The organism is Streptomyces sp. NPDC090032 (assembly GCF_044748025.1).
Taxonomy (GTDB): Bacteria; Actinomycetota; Actinomycetes; order Streptomycetales; family Streptomycetaceae; genus Streptomyces.
The window spans coordinates 540,420-558,027 of the sequence record NZ_JBIVFF010000002.1; the positions used below are offsets into that span (position 1 = coordinate 540,420).

Genomic DNA, 17,608 nt, shown 5'->3' on the forward strand with positions numbered 1-17,608 from the left:
GTCGCGCGGCGGGTCGACCGTGATCGGACCCCGAAGGGGTGGTGCGGGTCAAGACCGGGTCCCGACCCGCCGCGCCGCCTCAGTCCTTGAGGTGTTCCAGGATCCGGTGCATCCCGCTGTTCCAGCTCTCCTTGAGCACCGCGACCGCGGCGTCTAGCTCGCCTCGCTGGAGGCACTCGGCGATCCGCTCGTGCTCCACGGCGGAACGCTCCAGGATGTCCTGGCCGCCCAGGGCCACGGCGACAAGTAGGGGGCGGGCGACGGCCGTTCGACAAAGGCGCGAGCCGAGCGATCCCCGCCTTCCTCGAATGGCATCTGGGGGAGCCACCCGCATCTACGGAGGCGACGTTCGGCTCATTCGCTGAGGCCTGGTTCGCCGCCGGCTGACGCGAGGCGGGCCTCCGCCGCCGCGAGGATCTCCGTGACGCGCAGCGCGAACGCGGCGTCGCAGGCGTGTGGCCTGCCCGTGCGCGCGGACTCCAGGAGAGCGTCGATCGCTGCCCCGAACGCGTCGACCGGCTCACCACCCGTCGGCATCGCCGCGATGCCGGACTCCCCGCGCAGCTCCACGGAGATGCCCGCCGCCTTCGCCGGAGTGGTCAGGCTCAGCACCGCCGTGGCGGACGCGCCCGACGCATGCGCGAGGACCAGGTGCACGGTGTCCGCCGGTCCCCGCGCGGCCGTCACGGACGTGACGTCCCCGAGGACCGGAAGCAGCACGGACAAGGCGTGCGGGCCGACGTCCCACAGGGCACCGCGCCCGACCCGCCACGGGGACGCGGTCAGCTCCGAGGTGTCGCCGGGCGTGTAGAGGGCCCCGTACCAGTCGGCCCTCCCGGTGAACCAGCCTCCCTCGGCGGCCTGTCGGGACAGCCAGCCCGAGGTGACCGTCGCGAAGCGCAGCGTGAAGAACACGACGGACGCCACCCCGGCGGCCCGTGCGGCGTCCACGACCTCCCTGGCCGCGGGTACCGACGTGGCCAGCGGCTTGTCGAGGAGGAGATGGCAGCCCGCCGCGGCCGCCCGCGCGGCGAGCGGCGCCTGCACGTCCGGAGGCACCGCGAACGCCACCGCGTCGCATTCCGCGAACAGCGCGTCGACGTCCTCGAAAACCCTCGTGCCATGGGCCGCGGCTACCTCGGCCGCGGCCTCGGGCCTGCGCCCCCAGACACCCACGAGCTCCGTCCCGGGGTGGGCGCGCAGTGCGGCGGCGTGCGTCTTCGAGGCCCAGGTGCCGGTGCCGACGAGCCCGACGCGAAAGGGGGTGGCAGCAGAAGTCATGGTCGGCAGTATGGCGGGCGGGCCGCGGCCGGAACAGGAGCGGTCGGACGCCGCCGCGGACTCTGCGCGCGTCACCCCGCGTGTGGTGGCGACGCGGGGCTTCGATCGTGCGCGCTGGCCAGACGAGCGGGCAGTGGTGAATACTGATTCACCACATAGGTGAATAGAAATTCACCTCACCTCCCGGCCCCGCCCTCAAGGCGTCCACCGGACCTCCCATGGAGCCCGCGATAAACCCCGACATAACCCCCGATATGCGCCCCGAAATATCCCCTCTGCCCGGCCTGCGTGGTCGGCTCACGATCCCGGTCCTCGCCTTCGGCGGCATCCTCATGGCCGTCATGCAGACCGTCGTCGTCCCGCTGCTCCCCGACCTGCCGCGGCTGACCGGAGCCTCACCCGGCGCGGTCTCCTGGACGGTCACCGCGACCCTCCTCGCCGGCGCCGTGCTCACCCCCGTGCTCGGCAGGGCGGGCGACATGTACGGCAAGCGGCGCGTGCTCCTGCTCGCCCTGGGGCTGATGACCGGCGGATCGGTCCTGTGCGCGCTCACGTCCGACATCCGCGTCCTGATCGCGGCCCGCGCGCTCCAGGGCGCGGCCGCCGCGGTCGTCCCGCTCTCCATCAGCATCCTGCGCGACGAACTCCCGCCCCACCGCACGGGGTCCGCGGTCGCCCTCATGAGCTCCACCGTCGGGATCGGCGCCGCGCTCGGCCTGCCGCTCGCGGCCCTGATCGTCCAGTACGCGAACTGGCACGTCATGTTCTGGGCGACCAGTGCCCTCGGCGCGCTCGGCCTCGCGCTCGCCTGCTGGGCCGTGCGGGAGTCGCCCGTACGCGAACCGGGCCGGTTCGACGGACTCGGCGCGGCCGGAATCGCCGGCGGCCTCGTCTGTCTGCTGCTCGCGGTGTCGCAGGGCGGCCAGTGGGGCTGGGGCAGCGCCCGCGTGGTGGGCCTGTTCGCCGGCGCCGTCGTGATCCTCGCGCTGTGGTCGTGGCAGCAGCTGCGGGCCGACCGTCCGCTGGTGGACCTCCGGCTCGCCGTGGGCCGTCGCGTCGGCCTCCCGCACCTCGCCGCCCTGGTCGCCGGCTTCGCCTTCTACGCCAATTCGCTCGTCACGGCGCAGCTCGTCCAGGCGCCCAGGTCCAGCGGCTACGGGCTCGGCCTCTCCATCGTGCAGACCGGCCTGTGCCTGCTGCCCAACGGCATGATCATGCTGCTGCTCTCGCCGGTCTCGGCCCGCATCTCCGCGGCGCGGGGCCCGCGCGTCAGCCTCGCCATCGGCGGCGCAGTGATGGCGCTCGGCTATGTCGTCCGCATCGCCGACAGCCGCGATCTGTGGGTGATCGTCCTGGGCGGCGCCATCGTGTCGACCGGCACCGCGTTCGCGTACTCGGCGCTCCCCACGCTCATCCTGCGGGCCGTGCCCGCGGGCCAGACCGCGTCGGCGAACGGGGTGAACGTCCTGATGCGGACCATCGGCCAGGCCGTCTCCAGCGCCGCGGTCGCCGCGATCCTCGTCCATCACGCGAGTGGCACCGGCTTCCCCTCGCTGCGCGGCTATCAGATGGCCTTTGCCATGGCGGGCACGGTCGCCCTCGTGGTGATCGCGGCGGCGTTCACTGTCCCGGCCGACGCGGCGGACAATGGAGGGCGCAGGTCCGTGCGCGGCACGACCGGGCGGACGGACAAGGCCCTCGAAGGAGCGTGACCCCGTGACGAGCCCGGCCCCGACGGCATCCGCCGAGTCGGAATCCATCCCCGTTGCGACCGATGGCCACCGGTCGGGGCCGGCGCGCCGCGACGCCGAGGCGACCAAGGCGGCCATCGTCCGCGCCTGCCGCCACCTCCTCGCCCGGCACGCCCACACCGACATCACCCTCAAGGCCGTCGCCGAGCGCGCCGGAGTCAGCGCTCCTCTGATCCTCAAATACTTCGGCAACAAGGACGCCCTCTTCTCCCAGGTCATGAGCTTCGAGGCGGACGTGGAGACCTTGCTCGACGCACCCCTGGAGGACCTCGGCCGGCACATGGTGCGCCACCTCCTCACCGGCCAGTCCGAGCACGGCGCCGACCCCGTCCTGCGCATCGTGTTCGCCCCGCTCCACGGCGAGCAGGGCGACATCCTGCGCGCCAACTTCCGTGCGCAGGTCAGCGACCGCCTCGCCGAGCGCCTGCACGGACCGGACGCGGGCCTGCGCGCCGAACTCGCCGTCTCCCTGCTCCTCGGCCTCGGCGTCATGTACGGAATCGCGCGCGGCCCTCATGTGCGCTCCGCCCCGATCGAAGAGATCACCGAACGCTACGGACCAGCCGTACAAGCCCAGTTGACTCCTGGCACACTGACCGGATGACGACAGCGGAGGCACATCCGGCGGCGACGACCGACCTGCTCGACCGCTTTCTGGCCGGGCTGCGCGAGGCGATGCCCGGCCCGTTCTCGCTGTGGGCGCACGGGTCTCTCGGCGGCGGGGACTACCAGGAAGGGCGCAGCGACCTCGATCTCATCGCCGTTGTCCCGCACCCGCTCAAGCCGGACGAGGAGACTCGGCTCACCACGCTGCACGAGGGACTCGACGCCGAACTGCCCCTCGCGGCGCACCTTCACTGCTCCTACATGCCGCACGGCGACCTCGACGACCCTGGCCGTACGCACTTCACCTGGGCCCACCAGGAGGCCTTCGCCCGCACGGTCACCCCCATCACCCGGCGGGAACTCCACGCATTCGGCCTCGTGCTCCACGGGGACCCGATCGCGGGCACCCTGCCCCCGGTGGACGACCGCACGCTCAGGGAGTACATCCTCGCCGACCTGGCCGGCTACTGGCGACCCGCGACCGGACGCCCCGAGCTGTGGCGGGAGACCATCTGGGTCGACCTGGGGCTGATGGTCCTGGCCCGGGCCACGGTCACCCTGCGCGACGGCACCCTCATCAGCAAGGCCGAGGCACTCGCCGTCCTCGCCGAACTGGGCGCGCCCGCCGACGTCGTGGCGGACATCGAACGCCGACGGTACGCGGGCGGCCCGGCAGACCCCGACCCCGAGTGGCCCGCGCGCCGGGCGGAGCTGACCCTGGACTGGCTCGTCCCCGCGCTCGACCGCACCATCGCCGCGCACACCGCCGACGGCTGAGAACCGAAGGGTCCGGAAGAGCCGGAAGAGCCGGCCGAAGCGAAAGAGCCGGAAGGGCCAAGGGAGCCGGAGGGTCACAGGGCCGGGTTCAGGTGGTCGGATCCGTCGGCACCCGCTCGAGCTCGATGCCGAACGAGTCGCGGTACGTGTCCAGCACCTCCCGGTCGGACGCGAGCTCCGAGCGGTGGCGCTCTCCGTCGACCGTCGTGGTGAGCGTGCGGCCACTCAGGGTCAGCCGGCCCTCGTCCGTGATCAGTGAGCAGACCAGGGACCGTGTGAACGTGGACCGCGGTGACGTGGAGTTGTACCAGCAGCCGACCTCGAAGTCCCCCAGCTCACGCGGGCGTTGTTCGAGGAGGTACTCGGGCGCCCCGTCCTTGGTCACACGCAGGTCGCCGCCCTTCGCCCCGGCGATCCGGAAGACGCCACCCGGATCCTGCTGCTCGCCCCGCTCGCCGAGGTCGAGCGGGAAGTGGCTGTGGGCCCCGAAGCCCACGTCCGCGAGCAGGTCGGCCCCGTCGACGGTACGGACCCGGAGGGCGAGGTGGTCGTACGGGATGCCGAGGTGCCCCTCCTTGCCGTACACCCGCCCCTGGAGCAGTGACACCTCGAAGCCCAGGGCGGTGAGCAGCGCCGCGAAGCCGCCGTTGAGCTCGTAACAGAAGCCGCCGCGGCGGCGGTCCACGAGCTTGGCGACAATCGCGTCCTCTTCGATCGAGATGTCCTCGCCCAGGTGGATCGAGAGGTTCTCGAAGGGGACCGTCCGCTGGTGCGCGAGGTGCAGGGTGCGCAGCGCCTGCGCGGTCGGGGCCGCGGGGCGCGGCGTCGCGATGCGGCGGAGGTAGGCGTCGGTGCGTGAGGCGTCCATAGGGCCAGTCTGGAGGGCCGGGTGCACCTGGGCCACGGCCGGAAGGACCGTATCGACCCAGGTCGCGAGGCCTAGGACCAGCGAATCAGGAACCCTCAGGAGCTTCCTCTCAGGAGCCGCCCTCGGGATCCGCTGCTCAGGACGGAGCGGCTACCGGCCGTATGCGCACCGGGAGTTGGTCGACGCTGTTGCCGACGAAGCCCGCCTTCCGCGCGAGTTCCGCGTCGGGCGCGGCCTGGTCGAGATCGGGGAAACGGCTGAACAGGCGCTCCAAGGCGATGGTGGCCTCCAGACGGGCGAGTGGTGCCCCCAGACAGTAGTGCGGGCCGTGGCCCAGCGAGAGATGGCGGGCGGCCGAGGCGCGCGTGATGTCGAAGCGGTCGGCGTCCGGGCCGTGCGCGCTCCGGTCACGCCCCGCCGCCGAGTACCCCGCGAGCACCGGAGTGCCGCGGGGGATGAGCGTGCCGTCCACCGTCAGGTCACGCTTCGGGTAGCGGAACGGGAAGTAGCTGACGGGGCTGTCCCAGCGCAGTGTCTCCTCCACCACGTCGGACCAGGAGGCCCCGCCCGACAGGACGAGGTCGAGCTGGTCGCGGTGGGCGCACAGGGCGCGCACGGCGTTCGTGATCAGGTTCAGCGTCGTCTCGTGCCCGGCGATGACCACCAGGAGCAGCGTGCCGATCAGCTCCTGCTCGCTCAGTCGGTCACCGTCCTCCTCGCGCGCCGCGATCAGCGCGCTCGTCAGGTCGTCGCCCGGCCGGCGCGCCCGGGACGCGGCGACCGCCGAGAGGACGGACACCAGCTCACGGTTGGCGGCCACGGCCTCGCGCGGGCCGATGTCGGTGGCCACGACCTGCCCCGACAGATGATGCAACCGCTCTCTGAACTCCTCGTCCACGCCGAGCAGTTCACAGATCACACTCATCGGGAGCGGCAGTGCGAACCGCCGCCGCAGATCCACGACGTCCTCGCCCGCCGCGACAGCCGTCTCAAGGCCGTCGAGGAGCTCGCCGGTGAGTTCCTCGACGCGCGGTCGCAGCGCCTCGACACGGCGCATCGTGAACGCCCGGCTCACCAGCGACCGCAGCCGCCGGTGGTCCTCGTCGTCAGCGGTCGTCATGCCCGGCACGGTCGCGAATGTCATCAGCGGCCAGCCCTCGGGTATGCGGCCCTCGCTCAGCGCGGTGAAGTGCCGGGCGCTCTTGGCGACATCGGGGTGCGCGAGGAAGTCCTTGAGCGCGTCGTGGCCCAGGACCACCATTCCCTCGACTTCCCCGGGCAGCACGACCGGCGCGACGGCGCCTCGCTCGAGCAGTCGCGCGTTCGCCGCGTGCGGGCAGCCGCCGGCCGGGTCGATGCGGTGCGGGACCACGGGTGGGTTCGTCAACGGAGCTCTCCTGACCGGTCGCGGGAAGGCGGGAACACGGCAACACGGGAAGACGCAAGGGAACGTACGCACGTCACCTGCGGACAAGTACACCTACCTCACGTATGAACGCGCCTCTCCGTTCCCAAGTCGTACAGCTTCTCGAGCAACCAGGCCTCGTTCCCCGCGAGTCCCGCCCTGTCCAGCGCCTCGTCGGCCTCCGCGATCGGCAGGGCGAGCAGCGAGGCGGCGGTCGCCGGCTCGCATCCGGTCAGCGCGGCGCGCGCGGTGTGCAGCAGGCGCAGGCAGGCCTGGGCCGCGGCGAGTTCGGTGTTCCTGGTCGCGTTCATGTCGATGGGCCCCTCAGCTCGGCGAAGACGTAGTCGTAGGCGTAGACGTAGAGACATCTGCCTCCACTCTTGCGCACGGGTCTGACAATTCGCCTTCGACGCGAGGGCTGCGGGTGCTGCGAGGGTGCTCGGTCCGGCGGGCGCGGCCCGTCGGGCTCAGTCCGCCGTACGGGTCTTCGGGCGGCGTCCCAGGTGGAGGCGCAGACCCTCGGGCATCAGCGTCAGGCGTTCGGCGACGCGCAGCCGGTAGGTGGGCTCGGGGTGCAGGTCGTAGCGGCGCAGCAGCAGACCCAGTACCAACGTCGCCTCGTGCAGGGCGAATTGGCGGCCGATGCAGGCGCGCGCCCCGGTGCCGAACGGCTTGAAGACGTGCGGGGCGCGCGAGCGTACGGTCGCCGGAGCGAAGCGGTCCGGGTCGAAGGCTTCCGGGTCGTCACCCCACGCCTCCGGGTCGCGGTGCAGGAGCGCGGTCAGGACCAGCGCCCAGGCGCCCCTGCGCATCGGGTGGATCCCGCCGAGCGTCGTGTCGACGGTGGCCTCGCGGGCGAACGCCGGAGCCGTCGGCCACAAGCGGAGGGCCTCGTCGAGAACGCGGCGCAGATAGCGGAGCTTGGCCACCTGCTCGTACGCGGGCTCGTCCGCGTCGCCCCACACCCGTTCCACCTCTTCGCGCGCCTTCGCAAGGACATCGGGGTGGTGCGCCAGGTAGTGCAGTGCGAACGACAGTGCGCCCGACGTCGTCTCGTGCCCGGCGACGAGGAACGTGATGACCTGGCGCCGGATGTTCTCGGGGGAGAGCCGCTCCCCGGTGTCGGGGTGGGCGACCTCCAGCATGCGGTCGAGCAGGTCGCCCTGCCCGCCGGAGGGCGATCCGGACGCGGCCCGCCGCGCGGCGACGACGTCGTCCACGGTCCGGTTGAGGTACGCCATGTCCGCGGCGTTGCGCCGCTCCGCGCCCCGCAGGAGCAGGGGAGCGAGCGCCGGTGGCACCACGTTGCGGCGCTGCGCGAACGACAGTGTGCCGACCATGGCCGTCACGAACGGGTGGAGCCGCTCCCGCTCGAACGACCCGAAGTCATGGCCGAAACCGGTCCGCGCGATCGTCTCCAGGGTCAGCTTCGTCATGTCGCCGGGCACGTCCACCGCCTCGCCCGCCGCCTCCCGGGCGTCCCATGCCGCCATCAGGCGCCCCGCGACGTCCAGCATCAGCGGGTGGTAGCCCTCCATGGCGTCGCGGCCGAAGCCGGGAGCAAGCACGTCGTGCGCCAGCTGCCAGTTGGGTTCGTGGTTGTACGCGGTGAACAGGCCGTCACCGGCCACGGGCCGTAGATTGGCGACGCCGAGGCCGACGTGTTTGGCGAAGCGCGACTCGTCCGCCATGTCGGCGGCGAACCGCGCGCCCCAGACGAACACGATCTCGTTGCCGAAGGCCTTGCGGCGGAAGACGGGCCCGAGCTGCCTGCCGATCCGCATCGAGTCCTGCACCGGGGTGCGCACGTTCGCGCCGAGGATGTCGCCGACGAGGGGAACGCGGCGCGGCGGGTGCGGAATCCGGTCGAGTCCGGGCCAGCCGAGCTCGGCGCTGCGAAAGCCCTTCGGCGGTGTCGAGTCCGTCGCCGGCCGCGTCAACTGAGCCATGATCCCCACCTGTTGGACGTAGAGAGTGCCTGTACGTGCCTGTACCCGAGCCGCTGTTATACGTGGGTTCAATACGCTCTCCAGTGTGGTCCCGCTATTGAATTCACGTCAAGTAATACGAGTAGGGTGCTGTCATGGCCGCCAGGGAGCAGGAGCGCACGCGCCGCCGGCTGAGTACCGAGGAGCGCCGCGAGCAGCTGCTCGGCGTGGGGGCGCGGCTCTTCGCGCAGAGCACGTACGACGACGTCTGGATCGAGCAGGTCGCCGAGATCGCGGGCGTCTCACGCGGGCTGCTCTACCACTACTTCCCGACGAAACGGGACTTCTTCGCCGCCGTCGTCCAGCGCGAGAGCGAGCGGATGCTGCGCCTGACCGCGGCCGTTCCCGGGATCCCGGTGCGCGACCAGATCGCCGTGGGCCTGGACACGTTTCTCGGCTATGTCGAGGCCCACGGCGAGGGTTTCCGTGCCTTCCACCGGGCCGAGGCCGCAGGCGACCCGGCCGTGCGCGACGTATACCGGCAGGGCCTGGCCGCGCAGGAGCGCCAGATCGTCGAGGCGCTCGCCGCCGACCCCGACAGGTCCCACATCGAAGGTGAATCGCCCGCGCTCCGGCTCGCCGTCCGCGGCTGGCTGGCCTTCATGGTGGCCGTGTGCCTGGAGTGGCTCGACGAGCCGGAGCTGTCACGGGATCAGGTGCGCGACCTGTGCGCGCGGGCCCTGCTCGGCGCGATCACGCCGTAGCGCGCCCCCGGCGGACCTCAGACGGCCGGATGGAGCTTGACGGGCTCGATGCCCGCGCCGCTGTGCCGGGCCGCCCAGTTCCGCAGCGCCGTCTCGCAGGCGTGGTCGAGGTGATGCAGGCCGGACAGGTTGAGCTCGACGGGCCGGTCCTGCGGCAGCGCCTCCAGCTCGTCGAGTATCTTCGGCAGCTGCAGAAACGTCGCGTTGCCTGACAAGTACGCCTGGATCGGCCCGGCCCCCTTGTCTATGACGTCGAGCCGCACGTGCGAGGCCTCCCACGCCGTCTTCACCACCGCGAGCGCGAGGCCGATGAGCACGCCCTCGAACATGCTGACCGTGACGATCGACACCGCCGTGACGATCAGGACCAGGGCCTCGCCCCGGTACTCACGCCACAGCGCCGCGATCTGCCGCACGGGGATGAGCTTGGCGCCCGCGTGGATCAGGACGGCCGCGAGCGCGGCGACCGGGATCACGCCGAGCGCGGCGGGCAGCAGCGCCGCGAACAGCAGGAGCCACACGCCGTGCAGGACCCGGGAGGCCTTGGTGCGGGCGCCCGCCTGGACGTTGGTGGCGCTGCGCACGATCACCGCGGTCATCGGCAGCGCGCCGAGCAGCCCGCACACCGTGTTGCCCGCGCCCTGCGCGATGAGTTCCTTGTCGTACGACGTGCGCGGCCCGTCGTGCATCCGGTCGACGGCCGCCGCGCTGAACAGGGACTCGGCGGACGCGATGAGGGTGAACGCGAGGACGGTGCCGACGACCCCGACGCTCGCGAGCTGCCCGAATGCGTCGGCGCCGGGCGGCTGTACGGACTCGATGAGACCCTGCACCTCGACCCGCGCGACCGGCAGTCCGAATCCGGCGGCCGCGAGTGTCGCGAGCCCCACCGCGGCGAGCGGCGCGGGCACCACCTGGGCCGCCTTGGGCAGCCGCTTCCAGCCGAGCAGCACGACGATCGTGCCCACGCCGAGGAGCAGCGCGGTGAGTGCCTGCGGCGAAGACACCGAGTCGGTCAACAGCTCCGGCAGCCCGGCGAGTTTGTCAGGTCCCGACGCGGGCGCCGGTGTGTCGGCCATCGCGTAGAGCTGCCCCGCGATCAGCACGAGGCCGATCCCGGCGAGCATGCCCTCGACGACCGCCACGGAGATCGCCCGGAACCAGCGGCCCAGGCGCAGGCCGCCCATGAGAAGCTGGAGCAGCCCCGCCGCGAGCACGATGACGCCGAGCACCGGCAGGCCGTACGCCTGCACGGCCTCGTACACGAGCACGGTGAGCCCGGCCGCGGGCCCGCTCACCTGAAGACTGCTGCCGGGCATGGCCCCGGCCACCAGACCGCCCACGATGCCGGTGACGAGGCCGAGTTCGGCAGGGACGCCGGACGCCACGGCCACGCCCACGCACAGTGGCAGGGCGACCAGGAACACGACGAGAGACGCGGCGAAGTCCTGCCGCGGTACCAAACGCTTCACGAGCGCATACCTCCAGCGCGCCCCGTGCGGGGCGCGTAGTCCTACACGTGCGGAGTGTCACGGAGGCGGGCAGGAGGGTGCGCCGAAGACGCACGGGAACTGCTCCTGCCCCCGGGCGCTCTCAGCAGCGGAAGACCTGGAGTATGACGGGGAGACAGTCGGCCGCCCGTCTCGGCTGGCGGTGCGGGGACCCGCCCGCCGCCATCGACGCGATGCCGGGGTCCCCGGCCAGGACCTGCCAGGGACACGCGGCCCCGCGCACGGTGCCGTCGGGCCCGTATCCCTCGGCGCGGTGCCGGTCGCGGGGCAGGTAGTGATGGGCCGAGATCCGCGGCAGCTCGGTGTCGTCGCAGGCGGCGACCGGGGCGCCGGTGCGCGTCACGGGCTCGTGCGCGGAGGCGGACGGGGCGCCTTGGACCAGGAGTTGGAGGGAGAGCAGGCCGACGGCGAGGGCCATCAGGCAGGCCCTCGCAGTCCTCGTGCCCCGTGCCATCCGGCCGGCCTCCTGGTCGCGTCGCCTCGTAATCCCCTTGGGCAGTCAGCAGATTAGCCTGGCGAACTGCCCATGTGGTTACCGTAAGGTTGCGCGGCGGTAAGGGCGCGCCGGACGGCGTGTGGTGGCCGGTTTCGGACGGTCGGATCTCAGCCGAGCGCCTCGTACAGCGCCCTGATCAGGGCCATCTTGCGTGGGTCGTCAGCGATGTGAGGGCCCATCCGGTTCATCACATAGCCCATCGCGACACCCGACTCGGGGTCGGCCGATCCGAACGAGCCGCCGAAGCCGTCGTGTCCGACCGCGCGCGGGTTCGGCCCGTACGAGCCGTTCGGCCCGCTCAGCCACAGGCCGAGGCCCAGCTCCGTCTCGTGCGTGAACCCGGCGCCGAGGACCAGGTCGCGGCAGCTGCCCTGCCCCTCGCGGATCCGCTCGGCGCCCTCCGGGGAGAGGATCTGCTGATCCCCGGACCGGCCCCTGCCCGCGACGATTCCGTACAGCGCGGCCACGGCGCGCGCCGTGCCGTGGCCGTTGGCGGCCGGGATCTCGGCGGCGCGCCACGCCGCCGTGTTCGCCTCGGCCGCCCCCGCGATCGGGTTGGTCAGCGCGGCCAGAGCGGCCGGTGCCAACTGGGCGAAGACCGCTGCTTGTTCGCTGGTGGCCTGCGCGCGCGGGTGCACCAGTTCCGCCGCGCGGCCCGCCTCCTTCTCCGGCAGCCCGATCGTGAAGTCGATGCCGAGCGGGCCCGTCACCTCGCGCTCCAGGAAGGCGCCCGGCAGCAGACCGCTGACGCGCCGGACGACCTCGCCGACCAGGAACCCGTACGTCAGTGCGTGGTAGCCGGAGACCGAGCCGGGCTCCCACCAGGGCTCCTGCGCCGCGAGCCGGGACGTGGTGAGCTCCCAGTCGAGGAGCTGCTCCAGGGAGTGCGGCTCGCGCAGCCCGGCGAGTCCGGCCCGGTGCGACAGCAGATGCCGTACGAGTACGCCTTCCTTGCCGGCCGCGGCGAACTCCGGCCAGTACGAGGCGACCGGCGCGTCCGGGTCGAGCAGGCCGCGGTCGATGAGGATGTGGGCGCACAGAGCGGTCGGCCCCTTCGTCGTCGACCACACGTTGACGACGGTGTCGCGCTCCCACGCGCGCGTGCGCGCCGCGTCGGCCCAGCCGCCCCACAGGTCGACGACGGGTGCGCCGTCGATCAGGACGGTGACGGCCGCGCCCAGTTCCCCGCGCTCCTCGAAGTTCTCCTCGAAGGCCGCGCGGACGGCGTCGAAGCGCGCGTCACAGTGTCCTTGGATGCCGGGCGCGTGCTGGGTCATTGGGGTCTCCGTGGGCCGAAGCGGTGAGGCGGGGCGAGCCGGGACGGGCCCGCAGAGGTGAACATACCGACTGGTCGGACCAGCGGGAAGAGGGGTGACAGCCGATGGTTTTCCTGTGCCGGCCCGTCGGGCGGAGCGGTGCGAAATTGCAAGGCTGCCTGTCGACCTTCTACGGTGAGGCCATGCAGCGAGAACCCGCGGACGAGCCGCTCGCAGAACAGGTGGCCGCCGATCTGTCGGCCGTCGTCGGACGGCTGCTCAGGCGACTGCGCACCGCGTCGCCCGACAGTCTCCTCACCCCCACGCAGCGGACCGTACTGGCCCGCCTCGACGGAGAAGGCCCCGCCACCACGGCCGCGCTCGCACGCGCCGAGTACGTGCGGCCCCAGTCGATGCGGCTCACCCTCGCGGCCCTGGAGGAACGGGACTTCGTGGCGCGCACGCCCGACCCGGACGACGGCCGCCAGTCCGTCGTCGACATCACGGAGAGCGGCCGCAGTACCCTCGCCTCGGTCCGCGCCGCCAAGCACGGCTGGCTCGTCCAGGCCCTGGCAGGCGAGCTCGACGAGGCCGAACTGCGCACGCTGGCCGAGGCCACCGCCCTCATGGAGCGGCTGGTCGAGAAGTGAGCAGTACGCGGATCGGGGCCCTCGGGCTCCCGTAGTTGATCTACGTATGACATTCTCCTCCCCGAGCGCCGGCGGGCACAGGCCCGCCGGCAAGGGGAGGGGACATCATGAAGACCCGAAACACCGTGATCAGAGCACTCGCCACAGGTGCCTGCGCGATCGGTCTGGTTGCCGGCCTGCAGGGCGAGGCCTGGGCCGGCACGGTCACCATCTACGCGCCCAGCGGCGCCGGCAACGCCACCTGGAACGCCGACCCGGACGGCTCGATCCCCGGTGACGCGATCCGCGCCTGTGACACCAAGTCCGACGGCTGGGGCATCGAGACCGCCCTCGACTATGACTACGACGGCAAAATGGACCGGTACATAGACACCCGCGGCCACACAGCCGGCTACTGCAGCCCGTGGAAGGGCGGAGACCTCAAGGAGGGCAGGACCGTCCGCATGTACGTCACCCCGGTCAGCGGATCGAGCTACGGCCCCTCGACGTACATCGACGTCGTGGCCTGACGCCCACGCGACCCGCGCCCTGAGCCCGCCCCGGCGCCTGCTGGGGAAGGCTCAGGGCGCACGTCCGGTTCAGAACCCGATCGCCTCGCGCAGCAGCAGGACGATTCCCTGGCCGGTGAGGGGTTGCGCGTGGAGGACCAGGAGTTGGTTGACGGCGCTCGGCTGTCCGTACGCCTCCTGGGCCCGGGCCGATTCCAGGGGGAGGGTGTGTTCCTCGAGGCGGCGCAGTGCGGCGTCCAGGTCGGGCACCACCTTCTGCGCCCCGACGATCCAGATCGCACGACCGGCGCCCCCGGCGTACGCGGGCAGTTGGCTCCCGGAGGCCGAGGCGATCACGAGGGAGCCGGTCTCGGTGAGCGCGGCGACGCTGCCCACGACGACGTCGGGGACGGCGATGAGGCGTCGGATGTCGTCCGCCTCGGTGGCCCGGTCCATGGCCAGCACACGGGGCTTGACGGCCGCCCGATAGCGGCCGCCGGTGTTGATGTCGCCGTCGATGCCGGACAGCCGCAGTGTCTCGCTGGCCGCGGTGAACACACTGGCATTCTGCGGAATCAGCTCCTTGACGCGGGCACGCGCGGCGGCGGCGTCGTCGAGGATCTCGACGGTGAAGTTGCGCGCCGCCAGTGCGGTGGCCGCCCGGTCCAAGCCGTGCGCGGGCGCCGGGTCCGTGAAGGACGTGGTCGAAGTGGAGAGGGTCATCGTGCCTCCTGGGCCGCGTGGGGGGCCTCGGCCGGCGCCGAGCCCGTCAGCGGAGTGGTGTCGAGGTACCTGATCTCGTAGACCCGCTCGGTGAACTTCCAGCCGTCGTCGGTGCGGCGGTAACGGTCGTGGTAAATGGCGTAATTGAGCCCCTGGAGTCCGTTCCGCACGCGTGCGATCTCCTGCATGTAGGCGCGGCCGGTCGCCGTGTCGCCGTCGATCCGGATCATGCCCGGATGCGTGTTCTGCACGAAGAAGTCCCACTGCGCCTGGAGCCGCTCGCCCCCCGCGAGGATCTCCTCCCGGCCGGTCAACTCGATGGGGACGTTGGGCATCCGCAGCACGCCGTCCTCGGTGAACAGTGACGCGAGGCGGGGGCGGTCGCGCATCATCGCCGCGTCGGTGAACTCTCCGCGCAGCGCCTCGATCTCGACGCGGTCGGCAATCGCCTGAAAGTCGGTCATCGGCTTCCTCCGTTCCGTATGCCTGTTACGACAACGCGGCCCTCCGGAACGTGAGGCGACGGGAGCGACGTCACATTCCGGAGGGCCGGATCGTCCAGGAGAGGGAGGGCAGTGACCCGGCCGAGACAAGGGGAGTGCGCGACACCATGGCCAAGCGATCCGAGACGAGTGACGGTCAGCCCGATCCGGGCCTGAGCGCGATCATGAGCGAGCGGCGCCGGCTGATCAATCTGGCGTACCGGCTCCTCGGCTCGCTGTGCGACGCCGAGGACGTCGTGCAGGAGACGTATGTCCGCTGGTACGCCATGGACCCGGCGCGACGGGACGCCGTCGAATCCCCCGGCGCCTGGCTGGCCACGGTCGCCGGCCGCATCTGCCTGAACCTGCTCGGCTCCGCCCGCGCGCGCAGGGAGCGCTACGTGGGCGAGTGGCTCCCCGAGCCGCTTCCCGAACGCCGGGAGTGGACCGACGGCGTCACGGCGGACCCGGCGGACCGGATCACCCTCGACGAGTCGGTCAACATGGCCTTCCTCGTCGTACTGGAATCCATGACGCCGGCCGAACGCGTCGCGTTCGTCCTTCACGACGTCTTCCGTTACGCGTTCGCCGAGGTGGCGGAGATCGTCGGCCGTTCACCGGCGGCCTGCCGCCAACTGGCCTCCTCCGCCCGCCGCCGCGTCCGCGAGTCGCAGGCCCCGGCCGGTCCGACGAGCGCGCAGGCCGGCATCGTCCGGGACTTCAAGGAGGCCTGGGCGGCGAAGGACGTGAGCGCCCTCGTGGGTCTCCTCGACCCCGAGGCCACCGTGGTCGCCGACGGCGGGGGCCTGGCCGGCGCCCTGCGGCGGCCGATCACAGGCCGCGAGCGACTCGCCGACGCCTGTCTCAACGTCGCCCGCCTCGCACCCGACCAGACACTGCTGGAGCGTACGGTCAACGGCCGGCCCGGCCTTGTCGCCCAGCAGGACGGCATCACGGTCACCGTGTTCGCGTTCCGGGTCGCCGGAGACCGGATCACCCACATCTGGGCCATGCGAAATCCGGAGAAGCTCCGCCCCTGGACAGACGGTGACCGTGGCGGGGTCCGTGTGTCAGCGGGACGCCGCGGGGACCTGCCCGTCGGACCGTGACGACGTGGTCTGCGGTGCCGCCTCGGCGAGGTGGTCGACGGTGCCGTCCGGGTCGGTGAGGCGGTTCAGGCGGCCCGGTACGTCGAAGCCCACCAGCAGGACGACGATCACCGTGCCCGCGAAGGTCAGCACGGCCAGGGCGCGCCCCAGGTCCATGCCCGCCGCGAGGTGCGCGCCGAGAACCGGCGCGACGGCCCCGCCGAGCGCACCCACGTTGTAGGTGAACCCCAGCGCGGCGGCCCGGTTCTCGGTGGGGAAGTGGCCACCGATGTACCGGGGCAGCAGCCCGGAGATGCCGAAGCTGGTCGCCTGGAGCACGAAGAGCAGGACGCCGAGCAGGAAGAGGTTGTCGCGCACCGCGAACACCGGGAAGACGAAGACCAAAGAGGCGAGCAGCGTCAGCGCGTACGCCTTCTTCGTACCCATCCAGTCACCCGCGAAGCCCGCGAGCCAGCAGCCCGCCATCGTGCCGAAGCCCGCGAAGTACAGCGCGTCGGTGACCTGTTGGGGCGAGTAGCCCAGCTCGGTCTTGAGGTACGTCGGCAGCAGCGCCTGGATCGGCCACGAGTACAGGAACGCGAAGAAGATCGTCACGATCATCGACACATAGAGCAGTCGGCTCTTGCGCCCGCCCAGCTGCACGGCGAACGCGATGAGCGCCACCGCGGCCACGACCGACAGCGCGGGCACGAGCCCGTCGCCGACGGGCGTGAAGATCGAGAACAGCGACACCGTGGCGGCCACGGTGAGGACGACGTTCACCGTCGCCCTGGCAGGAGTGGCGAACAGGGGCCGGAACGGGTTCGGCCGCTCCTTCTCCTGCTGCTTGCCGACCGACTCGCTCCAGTCCGCCGCCTCCGGCAGCGCCCGCCGCATCCACAGCGCGACGACTATCGGGACGAGGCCCACGTAGAACATCCAGCGCCAGCCCAGTGTGGGCACGACCCAGTTGTAGACCTGCGCGGCGAGCACCGAGCCCATCGAGAAGCCCGAGATCAGGAACCCGCTGGCCCGGTTGCGCACGCGCGTGGGCCAGCTCTCCATGACGTACGTGGCGCTGGCGCTGTACTCGCCGGCCATGCCCATCCCGATCGCGAGGCGCGCCACGAACAGGCTCGTGTAGTCCCAGGCGAAGCCGCACGCGAACGTGCCCAGGGAGTACAGCAGGATGCTGAGGACCATCGAGAGCTTGCGGCCGTAGCGGTCGCCGAGCGCGCCCAGGACGGCTCCGCCGAGCCAGCGCGTGATGAACGCGCCGGAGATCAGACTCGCGGCCTGCACGGTGCTCAGGCCGAACTCCGAGCTGATCTCGGTCAGCACGAGGGTGATCAGGACGAAGTCGAACCCGTCGAGGACGTAACCGATCCAGGCGGCGAAGAACGCCTTCCACTGGGGGCGGCTCACCTCGCGGTACCAGGGGAGCGGTGGCTTGGCTGTGGTGTGCACGATTACTCCAGGATGCCGGAAGGACCCGCCGTCGAGTCCCGTCTGCGGTGTGGGGGGTGCGGTACGG

Annotated in this window: 19 protein-coding genes; 7 read left to right on the top strand and 12 right to left on the bottom strand. The window is 71.8% G+C overall.

Annotation, left to right across the window (positions count from 1 at the left end):
* Positions 1 to 79: 79 nt before the first annotated feature.
* Positions 80 to 238, bottom strand: coding sequence for a hypothetical protein (locus ACIPWY_RS06155; RefSeq protein WP_401532364.1), 159 nt, complete (start codon positions 236 to 238; stop codon positions 80 to 82).
* 116 nt (positions 239 to 354) lie between these two features.
* Positions 355 to 1,281, bottom strand: a complete 927-nt coding sequence (locus ACIPWY_RS06160) for a Gfo/Idh/MocA family protein (RefSeq protein ID WP_401532365.1) — start codon at positions 1,279 to 1,281, stop codon at positions 355 to 357.
* A gap of 218 nt (positions 1,282 to 1,499) precedes the next feature.
* Between ACIPWY_RS06160 and ACIPWY_RS06165 the strand changes: the two genes are divergently transcribed.
* The 3 genes from ACIPWY_RS06165 to ACIPWY_RS06175 are packed head-to-tail and all read left to right on the top strand — an operon-like array spanning position 1,500 to position 4,415.
* Entirely contained in the window at positions 1,500 to 2,993 is a 1,494-nt protein-coding gene (locus tag ACIPWY_RS06165; protein ID WP_401532366.1) for an MFS transporter, read from the top strand.
* Between the two features lie 46 nt (positions 2,994 to 3,039).
* Positions 3,040 to 3,636: a TetR family transcriptional regulator gene (locus ACIPWY_RS06170; RefSeq protein ID WP_401532423.1), complete on the top strand. Its 597-nt coding sequence runs from the start codon at positions 3,040 to 3,042 to the stop codon at positions 3,634 to 3,636.
* Complete coding sequence (locus ACIPWY_RS06175; protein ID WP_362900435.1) at positions 3,633 to 4,415, top strand: nucleotidyltransferase domain-containing protein; 783 nt, start codon at positions 3,633 to 3,635, stop codon at positions 4,413 to 4,415. The genes ACIPWY_RS06170 and ACIPWY_RS06175 overlap by 4 nt, the downstream gene beginning before the upstream one ends.
* An 88-nt stretch (positions 4,416 to 4,503) precedes the next feature.
* On the opposite strand, the gene ACIPWY_RS06180 is transcribed toward ACIPWY_RS06175, so the two are convergent.
* The 4 genes from ACIPWY_RS06180 to ACIPWY_RS06195 all read right to left on the bottom strand — a co-directional run bounded on the left by ACIPWY_RS06180 (position 4,504) and on the right by ACIPWY_RS06195 (position 8,637).
* Positions 4,504 to 5,283, bottom strand: coding sequence for an arylamine N-acetyltransferase (locus ACIPWY_RS06180; RefSeq protein ID WP_401532367.1), 780 nt, complete (start codon positions 5,281 to 5,283; stop codon positions 4,504 to 4,506).
* A 136-nt stretch (positions 5,284 to 5,419) separates the two neighbouring features.
* Positions 5,420 to 6,670: a cytochrome P450 gene (locus ACIPWY_RS06185; protein WP_401532368.1), complete on the bottom strand. Its 1,251-nt coding sequence runs from the start codon at positions 6,668 to 6,670 to the stop codon at positions 5,420 to 5,422.
* A 98-nt stretch (positions 6,671 to 6,768) separates the two neighbouring features.
* On the bottom strand, positions 6,769 to 6,999 hold the full coding sequence (locus ACIPWY_RS06190; protein WP_362900430.1) for a hypothetical protein: 231 nt from the start codon (positions 6,997 to 6,999) through the stop codon (positions 6,769 to 6,771).
* 156 nt (positions 7,000 to 7,155) lie between these two features.
* Positions 7,156 to 8,637 carry a cytochrome P450 gene (locus ACIPWY_RS06195; protein WP_401532369.1) on the bottom strand — a complete coding sequence of 494 codons (1,482 nt, stop codon included), beginning with the start codon at positions 8,635 to 8,637 and terminating at the stop codon, positions 7,156 to 7,158.
* 134 nt (positions 8,638 to 8,771) lie between these two features.
* Here ACIPWY_RS06195 and ACIPWY_RS06200 point away from each other — a divergent pair, with 134 nt between their 5' ends.
* Positions 8,772 to 9,380 carry a TetR/AcrR family transcriptional regulator gene (locus tag ACIPWY_RS06200; RefSeq protein ID WP_362900426.1) on the top strand — a complete coding sequence of 203 codons (609 nt, stop codon included), beginning with the start codon at positions 8,772 to 8,774 and terminating at the stop codon, positions 9,378 to 9,380.
* A 17-nt stretch (positions 9,381 to 9,397) separates the two neighbouring features.
* Here ACIPWY_RS06200 and ACIPWY_RS06205 read toward each other — a convergent pair whose 3' ends face one another.
* The 3 genes from ACIPWY_RS06205 to ACIPWY_RS06215 all read right to left on the bottom strand — a co-directional run bounded on the left by ACIPWY_RS06205 (position 9,398) and on the right by ACIPWY_RS06215 (position 12,664).
* Positions 9,398 to 10,852 carry a SulP family inorganic anion transporter gene (locus ACIPWY_RS06205; protein ID WP_401532370.1) on the bottom strand — a complete coding sequence of 485 codons (1,455 nt, stop codon included), beginning with the start codon at positions 10,850 to 10,852 and terminating at the stop codon, positions 9,398 to 9,400.
* A gap of 121 nt (positions 10,853 to 10,973) precedes the next feature.
* Positions 10,974 to 11,345: a hypothetical protein gene (locus ACIPWY_RS06210; protein ID WP_393698762.1), complete on the bottom strand. Its 372-nt coding sequence runs from the start codon at positions 11,343 to 11,345 to the stop codon at positions 10,974 to 10,976.
* A 149-nt stretch (positions 11,346 to 11,494) separates the two neighbouring features.
* Positions 11,495 to 12,664 carry a serine hydrolase domain-containing protein gene (locus ACIPWY_RS06215; RefSeq protein ID WP_393698764.1) on the bottom strand — a complete coding sequence of 390 codons (1,170 nt, stop codon included), beginning with the start codon at positions 12,662 to 12,664 and terminating at the stop codon, positions 11,495 to 11,497.
* A 182-nt stretch (positions 12,665 to 12,846) separates the two neighbouring features.
* Between ACIPWY_RS06215 and ACIPWY_RS06220 the strand changes: the two genes are divergently transcribed.
* Together ACIPWY_RS06220 and ACIPWY_RS06225 are read left to right on the top strand one after the other, a co-directional pair.
* A complete protein-coding gene (locus ACIPWY_RS06220; protein WP_383891679.1) occupies positions 12,847 to 13,293 on the top strand; it encodes a MarR family winged helix-turn-helix transcriptional regulator in 447 nt (148 codons plus the stop codon).
* A 107-nt stretch (positions 13,294 to 13,400) separates the two neighbouring features.
* Positions 13,401 to 13,802: a hypothetical protein gene (locus tag ACIPWY_RS06225; protein WP_362900416.1), complete on the top strand. Its 402-nt coding sequence runs from the start codon at positions 13,401 to 13,403 to the stop codon at positions 13,800 to 13,802.
* Between the two features lie 69 nt (positions 13,803 to 13,871).
* Here the strand turns inward: ACIPWY_RS06225 and ACIPWY_RS06230 are convergent, their stop codons facing one another.
* Together ACIPWY_RS06230 and ACIPWY_RS06235 are read right to left on the bottom strand one after the other, a co-directional pair.
* Positions 13,872 to 14,504 (bottom strand): LUD domain-containing protein, encoded by a 633-nt coding sequence (locus tag ACIPWY_RS06230; RefSeq protein WP_393698767.1) that lies wholly within the window; start codon positions 14,502 to 14,504, stop codon positions 13,872 to 13,874.
* Positions 14,501 to 14,968, bottom strand: a complete 468-nt coding sequence (locus tag ACIPWY_RS06235; RefSeq protein WP_362900412.1) for a nuclear transport factor 2 family protein — start codon at positions 14,966 to 14,968, stop codon at positions 14,501 to 14,503. The genes ACIPWY_RS06230 and ACIPWY_RS06235 overlap by 4 nt, the downstream gene beginning before the upstream one ends.
* Positions 14,969 to 15,114: 146 nt before the next feature.
* Here ACIPWY_RS06235 and sigJ point away from each other — a divergent pair, with 146 nt between their 5' ends.
* The gene (sigJ, locus tag ACIPWY_RS06240; RefSeq protein ID WP_401532371.1) at positions 15,115 to 16,095 is read left to right on the top strand and encodes an RNA polymerase sigma factor SigJ; all 981 of its coding nucleotides are present in this window, start codon (positions 15,115 to 15,117) and stop codon (positions 16,093 to 16,095) included.
* Here the strand turns inward: sigJ and ACIPWY_RS06245 are convergent.
* The gene (locus tag ACIPWY_RS06245) at positions 16,057 to 17,541 is read right to left on the bottom strand and encodes a sialate:H+ symport family MFS transporter (protein WP_362900408.1); all 1,485 of its coding nucleotides are present in this window, start codon (positions 17,539 to 17,541) and stop codon (positions 16,057 to 16,059) included. The genes sigJ and ACIPWY_RS06245 overlap by 39 nt on opposite strands.
* Positions 17,542 to 17,608 lie beyond the last annotated feature (67 nt).

What these genes read in the sequence shown, in the direction of transcription:
- ACIPWY_RS06195 (WP_401532369.1), bottom strand. Translation starts at nt 8,637, where the DNA reads ATGGCTCAGTTGACGCGGCCGGCGACGGACTCGACACCGCCGAAGGGC.
- ACIPWY_RS06235 (WP_362900412.1), bottom strand. Translation starts at nt 14,968, where the DNA reads ATGACCGACTTTCAGGCGATTGCCGACCGCGTCGAGATCGAGGCGCTG.
- sigJ (WP_401532371.1), top strand. Translation starts at nt 15,115, where the DNA reads ATGGCCAAGCGATCCGAGACGAGTGACGGTCAGCCCGATCCGGGCCTG.
- ACIPWY_RS06220 (WP_383891679.1), top strand. Translation starts at nt 12,847, where the DNA reads ATGCAGCGAGAACCCGCGGACGAGCCGCTCGCAGAACAGGTGGCCGCC.
- ACIPWY_RS06200 (WP_362900426.1), top strand. Translation starts at nt 8,772, where the DNA reads ATGGCCGCCAGGGAGCAGGAGCGCACGCGCCGCCGGCTGAGTACCGAG.
- ACIPWY_RS06165 (WP_401532366.1), top strand. Translation starts at nt 1,500, where the DNA reads ATGGAGCCCGCGATAAACCCCGACATAACCCCCGATATGCGCCCCGAA.
- ACIPWY_RS06160 (WP_401532365.1), bottom strand. Translation starts at nt 1,281, where the DNA reads ATGACTTCTGCTGCCACCCCCTTTCGCGTCGGGCTCGTCGGCACCGGC.
- ACIPWY_RS06180 (WP_401532367.1), bottom strand. Translation starts at nt 5,283, where the DNA reads ATGGACGCCTCACGCACCGACGCCTACCTCCGCCGCATCGCGACGCCG.
- ACIPWY_RS06210 (WP_393698762.1), bottom strand. Translation starts at nt 11,345, where the DNA reads ATGGCACGGGGCACGAGGACTGCGAGGGCCTGCCTGATGGCCCTCGCC.
- ACIPWY_RS06175 (WP_362900435.1), top strand. Translation starts at nt 3,633, where the DNA reads ATGACGACAGCGGAGGCACATCCGGCGGCGACGACCGACCTGCTCGAC.
- ACIPWY_RS06215 (WP_393698764.1), bottom strand. Translation starts at nt 12,664, where the DNA reads ATGACCCAGCACGCGCCCGGCATCCAAGGACACTGTGACGCGCGCTTC.
- ACIPWY_RS06190 (WP_362900430.1), bottom strand. Translation starts at nt 6,999, where the DNA reads ATGAACGCGACCAGGAACACCGAACTCGCCGCGGCCCAGGCCTGCCTG.
- ACIPWY_RS06225 (WP_362900416.1), top strand. Translation starts at nt 13,401, where the DNA reads ATGAAGACCCGAAACACCGTGATCAGAGCACTCGCCACAGGTGCCTGC.
- ACIPWY_RS06230 (WP_393698767.1), bottom strand. Translation starts at nt 14,504, where the DNA reads ATGACCCTCTCCACTTCGACCACGTCCTTCACGGACCCGGCGCCCGCG.